Genomic DNA, 14,878 nt, shown 5'->3' on the forward strand with positions numbered 1-14,878 from the left:
GACTTTCGCAGGAGCGAGGGAGGCCAGAGGGAACTCGGCTCCCAGGAGAGCGCGGCATAAGCCGTCCGACCATCGCGCAGGGAAGGCCGTGTGTTGGGCTTCACCTGTATGCTGCTGTGCGGTTCTTCCTGCGTGTGCTTTTCGCGCAGCGGACCGCGGGTGCCGCCGGCACCCGGCCTTCCCTGCGCCCTCTTGGAAAAGAGGGTGAAGTGACCAAGCAAAGCTCGGGCGAAATCAGCCGCGAGAATGCGAAGGCATGTCTGCACCTCCACACTCGCTGTCATCGCCCGCGAAGGCGGGCGATCCAGTACGCCGAGACGCCAGTGATTGAAACGAGGGGGGCGCGGCGTGCTGGATTCCTTGCCTTCGTAGGGAACGACAAGTGTTACTTGGAGAACGCAGCGTCGCCTCACACTCCGTCATTGCGAGCGCAGCGACTTGTCCGCCGAAGCCTTTGGCGAAGGCGGAAGCAATCCAGAATCTTTCCGCGGCGGGATTCTGGATTGCTTCGTCGCAAGGGCTCCTCGCAACGACGAGAAGGAGAGTGCGAGCGCTACACTCTCTCGTGCCCCGGACGCAGCGCAGCGTCCCCCCGGCGATGCGAAGCATCGTCCGGTTCGACGATGCGCTGCCGAGCCGGGGCCCATCCATCCGCAATTGCCGCGTTACCTAGGTCCCGGCTCTGCGCCGCAACGCTTGCGCGCTGCAGCTTGTCCGGGACACGGGAGAGCTGCATTGTCGCGCTGGAGCGCGCCAGACGTCGTTGGCGCCGGCGCCCCTTTACCCGGCAATTCTGCCGGTGGACTCACCTCCTGCAATCCGGTTCAATGGCAACGAGCTTTCAGGCGATCGGGCAGGCCGGGTGGCGTGCCCAACTCATACGAGAGCCTCCCGCGCCACTTGCGCGAAACGGTCGGGAGTGCTTTTTGCTGAAAGTTCCCCGCGGGGCGCATCGCCCCCGATCCAGAGAGATGAGATGAGCAAACTCGTTATCCGCGCCGGCGATTTCACCTTCGATGCCCGTTTCGAGGAGCAGGCGGCGCCCAAGACCGTCGCCGCCTTCCGCAAGGCGCTGCCGTTCGAAAGCCACATCATCCATGTGCGCTGGAGCGGCGAGGGCGTGTGGATGCCGCTCGGCGACCTCGACTTCGGCGTCGGCTACGAGAACCACACCAGCTATCCCGCCCCCGGCCAGATCATCCTCTATCCCGGCGGCATCAGCGAAACCGAGATCCTGCTGGCCTATGGCGGCGTGCACTTCGCGAGCAAGATGGGCCAGCTCGCCGGCAACCATTTCATCACGCTGACCTCGGGCCTGGAGAACCTCGCAACGCTGGGCAAGAGCGTGCTGTGGAAGGGCGCGCTGCCGATCCGCTTCGAGGAAGTCTGAGTGACCGAGCCCCGCTACCCGCGCGATCTCCGCGGCTACGGCCGCAATCCGCCGCATCCGCAATGGCCTGGTGACGCGCGGGTCGCGGTGCAGTTCGTCGTCAATTTCGAGGAAGGTGGCGAGAACAACATCCTGCACGGCGATCGCGCCTCGGAGGCCTTCCTGTCCGACGTGCTTGGCGCGCAGCCCTGGCCCGGCCAGCGCCACGCCAACATCGAATCCATGTTCGAATATGGCTCGCGCGCCGGCTTCTGGCGGCTGTGGCGGATGTTCAACGAGCGGACCTGGCCGACCACGGTGTTCGGCGTCGCCACTGCGCTCAAGCGCAATCCCGAGATTGTCGCTGCGATGAAGGAGGCGGGCTGGGATATCGCCAGCCACAGCCTGAAATGGATCGAGCACAAGGACATGACCGAGGCGCAGGAGCGCGCCGAGATCGCCGAGGCCATCCGCGTGCATACCGAGGCGACGGGGGCGCGGCCGCTCGGCTGGTACACCGGGCGGTCCTCGATCAACACCAACCGTCTCTTGATGGAGGAGGGCGGCTTCCTCTATCTCTGCGACTCCTATGCCGACGATCTGCCGTATTGGGTCAAGGGCGCCAGCGGCAAGCAGCTCATCATTCCCTATACGCTCGATGCCAACGACATGCGGTTCATCAACCCGCAAGGATTTGCCGAGGGCGAGCAGTTCTATACTTATCTGAAGGACGCCTTCGACGTGCTCTACGCGGAGGGCGAAACCGCGCCTAAGATGATGTCAGTCGGCCTGCATTGCCGCCTCGCCGGCCGGCCGGGCCGCGCAGCGGGCCTGATCCGCTTCCTCGACTATATCGGCAAGCACGAGCGCGTCTGGGTGCCGACCCGGTTGCAGATCGCGCAGCACTGGCACGAGAAGCACGCCCATCTTGCCGCCGACGCATTCGAGATCGGGTGAGATGATGTCGCAGATTTCGCTGGCCGATCTCAACGCTGCAACCACGGCCGACTTCGTCGCGGCGCTCGCCAACGTCGTCGAATATTCGCCGTGGATCGCCGAGCAGCTCGCGGCAAAGCGGCCGTTCGCCGGCATCAACGAGCTGCACGCCGCGCTGATGGCCGCGATCCAGAGTGCCGAGCCTGACGTGCAGCTGGCGCTGATCCGGGCGCATCCCGATCTCGCCAACAAGACGCAGCGCGCCGCGGGCCTCACCGCGGAATCGACCGACGAGCAGAACAGCGCTGGGCTCGACCGGCTGTCGGATGCCGAATATTCCGCGTTCGAGCGGGCCAACAACGCCTACCGCGACAAGTTCGGCTTCCCCTACATCGTCTGCGTGCGCCGTCACACCAAGGATTCCGTGCTGCGCGACTTCGAGGCGCGGCTGCTCAACATCGCCAAGACCGAGATAAGGCGTGCGATCGAGGAGATCGGCCGCATCTCGGCGCTGCGGCTCGACCAGCTGGTCGCCGCCGACGACAGGCTGAAGGTGCACGGCCGGCTTTCGACCCATGTGCTGGACAACCAGATTGGCAAGCCCGCACCTAGCATCCCGATCGAGCTCGTGGAGCTCGCGAGCCTTGGCGAGAACCGCGTCATCGCGCGCACGGTGACCAATGCCGATGGCCGCACCGACCAGCCGCTGATCGGCGGCCGTCCGCTGCCGATCGGCCGCTACGAGCTGCGCTTCAGCGTCGCCAAATATTACGCCGCGCGCAACGTGCCGCTGTCCGATCCGCCCTTCCTCGACGAGATCCCGCTGCGCTTTGCGATCAGCGAGCCGGAAAGCCATTACCACGTGCCGCTGCTGGTCACGCCCTGGAGCTACTCGACCTATCGCGGCAGCTAGAGCATGATCCGGAAAAGTGCGTAGCGGTTTTCCGACAAGATCATGCTCAAACAATCAACTAAAGCACGATGACGATTCATCCTAGTCGCATCGCGCTTTAGACATGCTGTGCCGATGCGGCGGCTGACGCCGCGTCGGCCTCGGCGGCAGCGCCACCGCTCAATCCGTTGAAGAAGGCATTGAGCAGCACCGACACGACCGCGCAGAGCAGAATGCCGGACTCCAGCAGCGGGTGCAGATTGTGCGGCAGATTGCGGAAAAAACCGGGAGCAACGAGCGGGATCAATCCAAAGCCGATCGAGATCGCGACAATGAAGAGATTGTAGCGGTTGTTGCGGAAATCGACCGAGGCCAGGATGCGTGCACCGGTGGCCGCCACCATGCCGAACATCACGAGGCCGGCGCCGCCGAGCACGACCAGCGGCACCGCCTCCACCAGCGCAGCGAGCTTCGGCAACAGCCCGAGCACGAGCAGGATGCAGCCGCCCGTGACCGTCACCCAGCGCGATCGCACGGCCGTGACTGAGACGAGGCCGACGTTCTGCGAAAACGAGGTATAGGGAAACGTGTTGAAGATGCCGCCGAGCAGCGTGCCGAGCCCGTCAGCGCGCAAGCCGCGGCTCAAGGCTTCGCGGTCGACGGCCTTGCCGGTGATCTCGCCGAGCGCCAGGAACATACCGAGCGATTCGATCATCACCACGATCATGACGATGCACATGGTGATGACAGGCACCAGGTGGAATTGCGGCATGCCGAAGCGAAAGGGAATCACGAGTGCGCCCCAGGGGGCGGCGGCGACCTTCTCGAAATGCATCACGCCCAGAATGCTCGCGAGCACCGCGCCGGCGATGATGCCGAGCAGCACGGCGACGTTGGCAAGAAACCCGCTGCCCCATTTGATCAGGCCGAGGATGAAGAGCAGCACGAACAGCGAGATGCCGAGCCCCTGCAATTGTCCATAGGCTGGATTGGGAAAGCTGCCGGAAACGCCGTCGACCACCTTCGTCAGCGTCGGCAGGCCGCCGCCGGCCCAGTTGATGCCGACGCGCATCAGGGAGATGCCGATGATGAGAATGATGGTGCCGGTGACGACGGGAGGAAACAGCGGCAGCAGCCGGCTGACGAACGGCGCAACGACGATGCCGAACAGGCCGGCGGCGATCACGGAGCCGTAGATGCCGAGCAGGCCGATGTCCGGTGAACCCGCCATCGACAGCATCGGACCGACCGACGCGAACGTCACGCCCATCATCACGGGCAGGCGGATGCCGACGCCGGGGAAGCCGAGGCACTGGACCAGCGTCACAAGTCCGCAGGCGAACAGGTCGGCGCTGATCAGGAAGGCGACATCCTCCGGCGGCAGCTTCAGCGCGCGGCCGATGATGAGGGGGACCGCGACCGCGCCGGCATACATCACCAGCACGTGCTGGAGCCCGAGCGCGAGCAGGCGCGGGACCGGCAGGACCTCGTCGACGGGATGGACGTCGTTGCTCATGGATGTATCCCCCGAAACGTGCGTCTAGCCAAATTTGCCATGGAGCGCCGGAAACAGCCGGTCCGGCTTGAAGGGCGGCGCGGTGAAGCGAATGCCGGTGGCATCCGCGATCGCGTTGCCGAGCGCGGCGGCGACCGGATTGTACGGGCTCTCGCTCATCGACTTCGCGCCGAGCGGGCCGATCGTGTCGGACGTCTCGGCGAAGAAGACCTCCGTGCGCGGGACGTCGGCGAAAGAGGGCAGGTGGTAGTCGCGGAATTTCGGATTGGTGACACGCCCGCTCGCGTCGATCACCATCTCCTCGTAGAGCGCAGCGCCGAGCGCCTGCGCCACGCCGCCTTCGACCTGACCGCGGCACTGCATGGGATTGGCGACGACGCCGGCGTCCGCGGCGTGCACGCTCCTGAGAATCCGGAGCTCGCCGGTCGCCTTGTTCACCGCGACGCGAAAGCCCTGCACGTTGAACCCCACCGATCGCGGCGTGCCGCCGGACGTGCCGCTGCCTGCGAACGGCCGGCCGCGCTCGCGGGCGAGCTTCGCCAGCTCCGTGAAAGGCATGCGGCGGACGCCGCTGACGACGGAGTCCGCATCGAGCGCGCAAGTCTCCACATCGCACAGCCAGGCCCCGGCGGCTGCCGCCTTCAGCTCGCTCGCAAGCTGGACGGCGGCCGCATGCGTCGCCTTGCCCGCAACGAAGGTGCCGGCGCTGCCATACGCGCCGGTGTCGTGGCCGCCATGGGCGGTGTCGGACTGGCGCAGACGAATCTTGTCGACGGTGGTCGCCAGCGTGGTCGCCGCGATCTGGCGATGCACGGTGCTGGTGCCGTTGCCGAACTCGGCCGTGCCGACGGTGAGGTCGAAGCCTCCGTCGTCGTTGAGCGCGATCGTCGCATCGGCGAAGTGGCCGGCCGGCGGCACCGTGTCGATCATGGTCAGCGCGATGCCGTCGCCAATCAGCCAATCCGGCGACAGCTCCGGGTGCGGGGTATCGGCCTGCATCGCGCGCTCGACGAGATCGAGGCACTGGTCGAGCCCGTAGGAGCCGTAGAGCACGTCGTGATATTCGGAGGGCGGCGGAGACAGCATGGGATCGCCGGGCCTCACGATATTGCGTCGGCGCATCTCGTAGGGACTGATTCCGAGCTGCCTCGCCAATTCGTCGATCGCCGCTTCCACCGCGATCAGCGCCTGCGGCAGGCCGTAGCCGCGAAACGCGCCTGCCGGCACGGTGTTGGTGTAGACGGCGACGCCGTCGACCCGCTTGTTCGGGCAATTGTAGACGGCGATGGACTCGGCCAGCGCGTGGAACATCACGGGGCCGGCATGATTGCCGTAGGCACCGGTGTTGGAGAGCACGTCGAGCTGGAGCGCAGTGAGCTTGCCGCCCGCATCAGCGCCGGCTTTGACTTGGATCCGCATCGGATGCCGCGTCGAGGTCGCGATGAACTGCTCCTCGCGTGTCAGCTCCAGCTTGACCGGCCGCCCAGTCTTCAGCGCGGCAAGCGCCAGGATGTCCTCGACGAACATCTCCTGCTTGCCGCCGAACCCGCCGCCGACGCGTTCGCAGAACACGCGGACCTTGTCCATGGGGAGCTGGAAGATGTCCGACAGCGCACGCCGGGTCAGGAACGGCACTTGCGTCGAGGTGCGGACGTTGAGCACGCCGGAATCATCGAGCCAGGCAAGGCCACCATGGGTCTCGAGCGCAGCGTGCTGCACACGGTGACTGTGGAAAGTGGCCTCATAGGTGGCGGCAGATGTGGCGAGGGCCGATGCGACATCGCCGAACTCGCCATGCGTCTCCGCGACCAGATTGCGCTGGGCATCGGCAACGCGGTTCGCAGTGGTGCGGTCGGGATGGATGACCGGCGCACCCGGGGCCATCGCCAGCTCGGGATCGATCAGCGCCGGCAGGACCTCGTAACTGACTTTCAGCTTGCGGCACGCCGCCTCGGCGGCGGCTTCGGTCTCGGCGACGACGGCGGCGACCTTCTGGCCGATGAACCGGACGACATCGTCGAGGACGCGGGTATCCTCGGGGTCCATCCAGTCTTTCTCATGCCGCGCCGTCGAGATCAGGACGGACGGCGCATCCTCATGCGTCAGCACAGCGTGCACGCCGGGAATGCTCAGCGCGTCAGACTTGTCAATCGCGACGATCCTGGCGTGCGCATGCGGCGAGCGCAGCAGCTTGATGTGCAGCAGACCATCGATTGCGGTGTCGAAGGTGTAGCGTGCCGTGCCGCGGACCACGTCGGGGCCTGCGGGGGCGGGCAGGCTGCGGCCGAAGGCGGCGCCGGCCTCGACGCTCGCCTCGACATTGGTCTTGCCGAGGATCGCGTCCTCGATCGACCGATAACCGGTGCAGCGGCAGATATTGCCTTTCAGCGCCGTGCCGAGATCGGTGCGCTGCGCCTGGTTCAGCGAGGCGCAGGTCAGGATCATGCCGGCGGTGCAGAATCCGCATTGAAAGCCCTGCGCATCGAGGAAGGCCTGCTGCATCGGATGCGTGCCGTGATCGCCGCCAAGGCCTTCGATCGTGGTCACGCTGCGGCCCTCGGCCCGGAACGCCGGGATCAGGCAGCTGTGCACCGGCTCGCCGTCCAGCAGCACGGTGCAGGCGCCGCAGTCGCCGGCATCGCAGCCTTTCTTCACGCCGAAATGGCCAAGCTCGCGCAGGAACGTGCGCAGGCACTGGCCGGCGCGCGGCTCCTGGGAAAATGCCTCGCCATTGACCTCCAGACTCATGCGGTTATCGCTCCCAGCAGCTCGCCGCGAATGTCCTCGGCCAGGCGCAGCGTCATGTGCTTGCGCCAGAGTGGCGCGCCATGGATGTCCGTGTGGTACAGATCATCGGTAATCTCCTGCATGAGCGCCGCGCGCAACGCGCTTGCGTCCGGGGCTTTGGGGAAGCGCAGCTGGATTGGCCGCACCGTCGACGCGGTGACCGTGAGTGTCAGCGTATCGTCGGCTTCGAGACTGCCGATCAGCAGCGCCGCCGAGCGGCCGACCGGCGCCAGCGAGATCTGGCGGAAGGCCGTACGGCGCTTCAGCGCGGGAAGCGGGATGTCGATCTGCCGGAGCAGGTCGCCTGGCGTCAGGCTATTGCGCTGGTTGCCGGTGACGAATTCGGTGACCGGAAGCCTCTGTTCACCGCCGCCGGCCTTCCAGATGGTGCAGACGCCGTCGAGTGCCGACGTCAGCGAGATCATCGGTCCCGCCGGCAGCGACATGCAGAGATTGCCGCCGACGGTCGCGGTCTTCCAGATCTTGAACGAGGCAAGGAAGGCCCGGCAACACTGGTTGATCAGCGGCGCTGCGAGCCAATCGGACGGGCAGGCGAGTCCATCGAGCTCTGCGATGGTGCAAGTGGCGGCGATCGAGAGGTGGCTCTCTGTGATCGCAAGTGCCGGCCATTTCAGATCGGTGAGATCGATCAGTCGCGTCAGATGCGTTTGCGGCTCCGAGAACAGCCAGGTGCCGCCCGCGAGCCAAGCATCACCTGCCGTCCAAACGGGCAGCTGCGCGCGCGTTTGCGGATGGGCGACGGCTGTGATGGTATTCAAGTCCATGGCTGCGCCAACGCTTCCGACGGTTGAATGGTCCGAGCGAAGTGTTGCAAGACGGGAGCCAAGTGGCAACAACAAGTCGAAGCAAGGACGCAATCGTCCTCGGCCTTGCAGGTCCGCCGTCAGCGTGGGTGAGGAGAAGCAGGATCATGACTGAGGCAAGTTCGACCTGGATCAGGGATCCCCTGGCCATCCTCGCCGACGGGGCCGAGAGCGGCATTGTCGTGAAGGGCGGCCGAATCGTCGAGCTCGTGCCGGCGGGCGGCGTGCCCGCAACCGCCGATGTCGCAGTGTTCGATGCGGGCGAACACGTCGTGCTGCCGGGCCTGATCAATACCCATCATCACTTCTACCAGACGCTGACGCGGGCGCTGCCGGCGGCGATGGACCGCGAGCTGTTCCCCTGGCTCCAGGCGCTCTAGCCGTTGTGGGCAAGGCTGACGCCGGAAGCGCTCGAGCTCGGCGTCACCGTGGCGATGTCCGAGCTCCTGCTCTCCGGCTGCACCACCACGACGGATCACCACTACGTCTTCCCGCCCGGACTCGAAGACGCCGTCGATATCGAGGTGGCGGTGGCGAAGCGCCTCGGCGTGCGCGTGCTGCTCACGCGCGGCTCGATGAACCTGTCGCAGCGCGACGGCGGCTTGCCGCCCGACAGTGTCGTGCAGGACGAGGACACCATTCTCGCCGATAGCGCCCGCGTGGTCGCCAAGCATCATCAGCGCGGCGCGGATGCGATGGTGCAGATTGCGCTCGCGCCATGCTCGCCGTTCTCGGTGACGACGTCGCTGATGCGCGCCACGGCCGACCTCGCCGACAAGCTCGATTTGCGCCTGCACACCCATCTCGCCGAAACCGAGGACGAGAACAGCTTCTGCCAGCGGATGTATGGCTGCCGTCCGCTCGACTATCTCGAGCAATGCGGTTGGCTCAATGCGCGCACCTGGCTCGCCCACGGAATCTTCTTCAATCCGGACGAGATGAGACGGCTTGGCAAGGCCGGCACGACCGTCAGCCATTGTGCGTGCAGCAACCAGCTGCTCGCGTCGGGCTGTTGCCCGGTGTGCGACATGGAAGAGGCCGGCGTCGGGATCGGCATTGGTGTCGACGGCTCGGCCTCCAACGACGGATCCAACCTGATGCAGGAGGTGCGGGCCGCGTTCCTGCTGCAACGCGCGCGTTATGGCGTCACGAAGGTCAGCCACAAGGATGCGCTGCGCTGGGCCACCAAGGGCTCGGCGGCATGTGTGGGCCGGCCGGAACTCGGCGACATCGCCGTTGGCAAGGCCGCCGATCTTGCGCTGTTCCGGCTCGACGAGCTGCGCTTCTCGGGCCACGGCGATCCGCTCGCCGCGCTCGTGCTGTGCGGGGCGCATCGCGCCGACCGGGTGATGGTGGCTGGAAAATGGGCGGTGATCGACGGTGCGATCCCGGGTCTCGATGTGGCAGACCTCATCTGCCGCCACAGTTCCGCGGCGCGGGCCATGCGGGCTGGATAGCGGGCGAAATAGAGAAAGAGGGGGCAGCCACAAGTGCCGGGTGCTTCTGGCCACCCCCTCCGAACCTCCTCCGGGAGGAGCAGGTGATTTAGTCAATGCAAGAAGCGTGCTACTTGCCCGGCAGCTTGTCGTCGATGCCTTTCACGTAGAAATTCATGCCGAGGATCTGGCCGTCATCCAGGTGACCGCCGCCCTTGCATTCGACCGGCTTGCCGTCCTGCCCAACGATCGGGCATTTGAACGGATGCAGCTTGCCCGCGGTGATCGCGGCCTGGGCATCCTCAGCCATTTTTTTCACATCGTCGGGCATGTTGGTGTAGGGCGCCATGGTGAACATTTGGCTGTCGAGGCCACCCCAGGTGTCCTCGGACTTCCAGGTGCCGGCGAGCTCGGCCTTGACGCGCTGAATGTAGTAGGGGCCCCAGTTGTTGATGATCGAGGTCAGCTGGGCCTTTGGCCCGAACTGGATCATTTCGGAATCCTGGCCGAAGGCCAGTTTGCCGCGTTCGCTGGCGATTTGCATGGCGGCCGGCGAATCCGTGTGCTGCATGATGACGTCGGCACCCTGGTCGATCAGCGCCTTGGCGGCGTCGGCCTCCTTGCCTGGGTCGAACCAGGTGTTGGCCCAGATGATCTTGACCTTGATGTTCGGGTTGATGGTCTGCGCCGCCAGTATCGTCGCGTTGATGCCGGAGACGACCTCCGGAATCGGGAACGAGCCGATATAGCCGAGCACGCCCGACTTCGACATCTTCGCCGCAATCAGGCCTTGAATGTAGCGGCCCTGATACCATTTCGCCGAATAGGTCGACATGTTCGGGTTGCGCTTGTAGCCGGTGGCGTGCTCGAAATGCACGTTCGGATATTTCTTGGCGACCTTCAGCGTCGGATCCATGTAGCCGAACGATGTGGTGAAGATCAGTTTGTTGCCGGCGCGGACGAGCTGCTCGATCGCTCGCTCGGAGTCCGGGCCTTCGGGCACGTTCTCGAGATAAGTGGTCTCGATCTTGTCGCCCAATTCTTTCACCAGCGCCTGGCGACCAAGGTCGTGCTGATAGGTCCAGCCGAGGTCTCCGATCGGACCGAGATAAACGAAACCGACTTTCAGCTTGTCGGCGGCGGAGGCCGCACTGACGCTCGCAGCGAGCAAGAGCCCGGCAGCCAGTGCAAGAAGTGATTTCCTCATCATCGATCTCCAAACTTCGGGGGAAGCCACGATCCGCAGCATGCGCGCCCCATCGTGCACACTGCCGAAACGAAAGCTAACGGTCGGGCACGAACACCGTGCCGAGCGCGGCCGGTGCGGTTGAGCCGCCCGTGCGCGCGCGGGAGAGCAGGACCAGCACGATGACCGTCGCGAGATAAGGCAGTGCCGACATGAATTGCGAGGGAATGCCGACGCCCCATCCTTGCGCATGCAGTTGCAGGATCGTCACCGCGCCGAACAGATAGGCGCCGATGACGAGCCGGCCCGGCCGCCAGGACGAGAACACCACCAGCGCCAGTGCGATCCAACCGCGGCCTGCGGTCATGCCCGGAATGAAGAACGGCGTATAAGCGAGCGGCAGATAGGCGCCCGCAAGACCCGCGCAGGCGCCGCCGAACATCACGGCGAGGGTGCGGATGCGCAGGACGGGATAGCCGAGCGCATGCGCGGAAACGTGATTGTCGCCGCAGGCGCGGAGGATCAAGCCTGCCCGGGTGCGGTACAGGAACCACCACACCGCGACGATCAGTGCGATCGAGAAATAGACGAAGCCATTCTCGCCGAACAGCACGCGGCCGATCAGGGGGACATTAGTGAGACCTGGAATGGCGAGGGGCACGGCCGGCGTGATGCGCTCGCCGACGAAGCCGGCGCCGATCAGGCCGGAGAGCCCGACGCCGAGGATGGTCAGCGCGAGGCCGGTTGCGACCTGGTTGACGGCGAGCCCGAGCGCCATCAGCGCGAACACGAGCGACATCAGCGTGCCTGCAACGATGCCGAACAGCGCGCCGATCAAGATCGATCCGGTCAGCCACGCGCCGGCAAAGCCACAGGCCGCGCCGACGATCATCATGCCCTCGACGCCGAGATTGAGCACGCCGGAACGCTCGGCCACGAGCTCGCCGGTCGCCGCAATCAACAGCGGCGTCGATGCGGCAAGCACCGCCAGGATGATGGCCTCAACCAGCTCCACGGGCCACCGCCTTTCGGTTCGGGAACACCAGCTTGAAGCGGTAGAGAATGAGGGAGTCGCAGGCGAGCACGTAAAACAGCAGAATGCCCTGAAAGACCTTGGTGACGTCCAGCGGAATCTTCATCGCGATCTGCGCCTGCTCGCCGCCGATAAAGGTCAACGCGAGGAAGAGGCCTGCAATTAATATTCCAAGCGGGTTCAGCCGGCCGAGGAAAGCGACGATAATCGCGGTAAAGCCGTAGCCTGGCGAGATGCCGGGCTGGAGATGCCCGACTGGACCCGCCACCTCGATGATGCCGGCAAGCCCGGCCAGCGCCCCGGAGACGGCGAAGGTCAGGATGATGAGCTGGTTGGCGTTGAAGCCGCCGAACCGCGCGGCGCGCGGCGCAGCGCCGACCACGCGGATCTCGAAACCCTTGATGGTGCGCCCGAGCAGGATCGCGGCTGCTGCGACGACGAGCAGGGCGATGATCGAGCCGAGATGCAGCCGGCCGCCTTCGATCAGCAACGGCACGGTCGCGACCGGATCGAACTCGGCCGTGGTCGGGAAATTGAAGCCGTGCGGATCGCGCCAGGGGCCGCGCACGAGATAGTCGAGGAAGAGGTCGGCGACATAGACCAGCATCAGGCTGGTCAGGATCTCGCTGGCGCCGAATTTCACCTTGCAGATCGCCGGGATCAGCGCATAGAGCGCGCCCGCAGCGGCGGCGAGGACTAGCATAGCCGGCAGCACCCAGACGCCGGCATCAGTACCTTGCGTCTTCACCGCGATCCAGCTTCCCGCGACTGCGCCGATCAGGAATTGCCCTTCGGCGCCGATGTTCCAGGCGTTGGCGAGATAGCACAGCGACAGGCCGATCGCGATCATCACCAGCGGCGTCGCCTTCACCGCGATCTCCTGCAGCGAATAGCCGTCGGTGAGGGGCGCAATGAAATAGGCGTGCAGGGCAAGCAGTGGATTCTTGCCGAGGATCGCGAACAGGATGACCATGGTCACGATCGTGAGGCCAATCGCGATCAGGGGGGACACCAGCGCGATCGTGCCGGAGCGCTCGGCACGCTTCTCAAGCACCAGCTGCATGCGCGATCTCCTTTGGCTGCAGGCTGCTGCCGCCCATCAGAAGGCCCAGCTTCTCGCGGCTTGCTTCGCGTGACGGGAGCGGAGCCGACAGCTTGCCGTGGAACATCACGGCGATGCGGTCGGCAATCTCGGCGAGCTCGTCGAGATCCTGGCTGGTCACGAGTACCGCCGCGCCTGCGGTGGCGAGATCAAGCAGCGCCTGACGGATGACGGCGGCAGCGCCCGCGTCGACACCCCAGGTCGGCTGGCTAACCACCAGTACCGCGGGATTGCGCAGGATCTCGCGTCCCACGATGAACTTCTGCAGATTGCCGCCGGACAGGCTGGCGGCCTCGGGATCGCGCTTGGCCTTGCGGACGTCGAAGGTTTCTGTGGCGCGGTCGACCGTTCTCAGCGTGGCCGCCGTATCGATGAAGCCGCGATGGACCATGCCGCTGGCGGCATGGCCGGTGAGCAGCGCGTTCTCCGACAGTCTCATCCGCGGCGCGGTGCCGTGGCCGAGCCGCTCCTCGGGAACGAAAGCCGCCCCCAGCTTGCGCCGCTGGGTGATCGAAAGGTGACCGGCGGCGATGCCCTCGATCACCACCGTTCCGGGGTTCTTCGCGAGACGCTCGCCGGAGAGCGCTGCGAACAATTCGTCCTGGCCGTTACCGGCGACGCCGGCGATGCCGAGAATCTCGCCGCCCTTCAGCTCGAATGAGATGTGCTCGAGCCGCACGCCGTGCGCTTCGACGGGAGCCAGCGAGAGATCGTTGACGACGAGCCGCGGCACGGTGGTCTTGCGGCCGGATGCGCCCTTCACCTCCTTGACCTCGCCGCCGACCATCATCCGCGCAAGTGAGGCGGCGGTTTCGAGCCGCGGGTTGCAGGTCTCGACCTTCCTGCCGCCGCGCAGGATCGTCGCGGTGTCGCAGAGCCGCTTCACCTCCTCCAGCTTGTGGCTGATATAGAGGATGGCGCGGCCCTCGGCCTTGAGGCGATCCAGCACGATGAAGAGCTGGTCAGCCTCCTGCGGCGTCAGCACCGCAGTGGGCTCGTCCAGGATCAGGAATTTCGGATCCTGCATCAGGGCGCGGACGATCTCGATGCGCTGACGCTCGCCGACGGAGAGTTGCCACACCTCACGCCTGGGATCGAGCGGCAGACCGTAAGTCTTCGACACCTGTTCCAGCCGGGCCGACATGTCCTTGAAGGATTCCTTGCCGTCGAGGCCAAGCGCGACGTTCTCGGCAACCGTGAGATTGTCGAACAGCGAGAAGTGCTGGAACACCATGCCGATGCCGCGGCTGCGCGCTTCGGACGGACCGGACAGCACGATCCGCTCGCCCTGCCAGTGAATCTCGCCGGCGCTGGGCTGGATCAGTCCGTAGATCGCCTTGACCAGCGTCGACTTGCCGGCGCCGTTCTCGCCCAGCAGCGCGTGGATTTCCCTCGGCCGGATCTCGATATCGATGCAATCGTTGGCGAGGAAATCGCCATAACGTTTGGTGAGGCCGATGGTCCTCAGGAGCGGGGGCTCGCCGCAATGCTGGCCGTCGGGCGTCGGATCTAACATTCGCTGATGCGCTTGCATGGGTGAAGTGCCTCAATACTGGGCCAGTTTGAACCCCGGCGTAAGATGTGAAAAAGCATCATCCCTTGCTCAACGCGTCGGCAGGCTCTCGGCCCAGCGCTCGTCGTCGATTTTCGAGCGATCAAACCCCGCAAACAGCACCTCGTGGGCGGGGCGATTGCGTCTGCCGGCCGAAGGCTGTTGCAAATTTGTGACGGTCCAAGGCAAATCGGAACCCGCTGTGCAGACCTGACGCCATGTTGAGCAATGGACGCGTCGGTCGT

General features: G+C 65.4%; 10 protein-coding genes and 1 pseudogene. 4 read left to right on the forward strand and 7 right to left on the reverse strand.

What is annotated here, in order from left to right:
- Nucleotides 1–976 precede the first annotated feature (976 nt).
- Genes ABIA40_RS04245 through uraD form a run of 3 tightly spaced genes read left to right on the forward strand, consistent with a single transcriptional unit; the run spans nt 977 to nt 3,218 of the window.
- On the forward strand, nt 977–1,390 hold the full coding sequence (locus ABIA40_RS04245; RefSeq protein ID WP_036045261.1) for a DUF3830 family protein: 414 nt from the start codon (nt 977–979) through the stop codon (nt 1,388–1,390).
- Complete coding sequence (puuE, locus tag ABIA40_RS04250) at nt 1,391–2,326, forward strand: allantoinase PuuE (RefSeq protein ID WP_271544179.1); 936 nt, start codon at nt 1,391–1,393, stop codon at nt 2,324–2,326.
- Between the two features lie 4 nt (nt 2,327–2,330).
- The gene (gene uraD, locus ABIA40_RS04255) at nt 2,331–3,218 is read left to right on the forward strand and encodes a 2-oxo-4-hydroxy-4-carboxy-5-ureidoimidazoline decarboxylase (RefSeq protein WP_271544312.1); all 888 of its coding nucleotides are present in this window, start codon (nt 2,331–2,333) and stop codon (nt 3,216–3,218) included.
- Nucleotides 3,219–3,315: 97 nt separating this feature from the next.
- On the opposite strand, the gene ABIA40_RS04260 is transcribed toward uraD, so the two are convergent.
- The 3 genes from ABIA40_RS04260 to ABIA40_RS04270 are packed head-to-tail and all read right to left on the reverse strand — an operon-like array spanning nt 3,316 to nt 8,285.
- Complete coding sequence (locus ABIA40_RS04260) at nt 3,316–4,713, reverse strand: nucleobase:cation symporter-2 family protein (protein WP_271544181.1); 1,398 nt, start codon at nt 4,711–4,713, stop codon at nt 3,316–3,318.
- Nucleotides 4,714–4,737: 24 nt separating this feature from the next.
- Nucleotides 4,738–7,461, reverse strand: a complete 2,724-nt coding sequence (locus ABIA40_RS04265; protein ID WP_404539323.1) for a molybdopterin-dependent oxidoreductase — start codon at nt 7,459–7,461, stop codon at nt 4,738–4,740.
- Complete coding sequence (locus ABIA40_RS04270; RefSeq protein ID WP_404539325.1) at nt 7,458–8,285, reverse strand: FAD binding domain-containing protein; 828 nt, start codon at nt 8,283–8,285, stop codon at nt 7,458–7,460. Before ABIA40_RS04270 ends, ABIA40_RS04265 begins: the two co-directional genes overlap by 4 nt.
- A gap of 146 nt (nt 8,286–8,431) precedes the next feature.
- On the opposite strand from ABIA40_RS04270, the pseudogene ABIA40_RS04275 reads away from it, so the two are divergent.
- Nucleotides 8,432–9,781, forward strand: a pseudogene (locus ABIA40_RS04275) (8-oxoguanine deaminase).
- Between the two features lie 109 nt (nt 9,782–9,890).
- Here the strand turns inward: ABIA40_RS04275 and ABIA40_RS04280 are convergent.
- From ABIA40_RS04280 to ABIA40_RS04295, 4 genes are all read right to left on the reverse strand, one after another.
- Nucleotides 9,891–10,967, reverse strand: coding sequence for a BMP family ABC transporter substrate-binding protein (locus tag ABIA40_RS04280; protein WP_404539327.1), 1,077 nt, complete (start codon nt 10,965–10,967; stop codon nt 9,891–9,893).
- 76 nt (nt 10,968–11,043) lie between these two features.
- Complete coding sequence (locus ABIA40_RS04285) at nt 11,044–11,961, reverse strand: ABC transporter permease (RefSeq protein WP_271544190.1); 918 nt, start codon at nt 11,959–11,961, stop codon at nt 11,044–11,046.
- Nucleotides 11,948–13,042: an ABC transporter permease gene (locus ABIA40_RS04290; RefSeq protein ID WP_404539331.1), complete on the reverse strand. Its 1,095-nt coding sequence runs from the start codon at nt 13,040–13,042 to the stop codon at nt 11,948–11,950. The genes ABIA40_RS04285 and ABIA40_RS04290 overlap by 14 nt, the downstream gene beginning before the upstream one ends.
- On the reverse strand, nt 13,026–14,597 hold the full coding sequence (locus ABIA40_RS04295; RefSeq protein WP_404539334.1) for an ABC transporter ATP-binding protein: 1,572 nt from the start codon (nt 14,595–14,597) through the stop codon (nt 13,026–13,028). Before ABIA40_RS04295 ends, ABIA40_RS04290 begins: the two co-directional genes overlap by 17 nt.
- Nucleotides 14,598–14,878 lie beyond the last annotated feature (281 nt).

Source organism: Bradyrhizobium sp. USDA 223 (assembly GCF_044909005.1).
Lineage (GTDB): Bacteria > Pseudomonadota > Alphaproteobacteria > Rhizobiales > Xanthobacteraceae > Bradyrhizobium > Bradyrhizobium yuanmingense.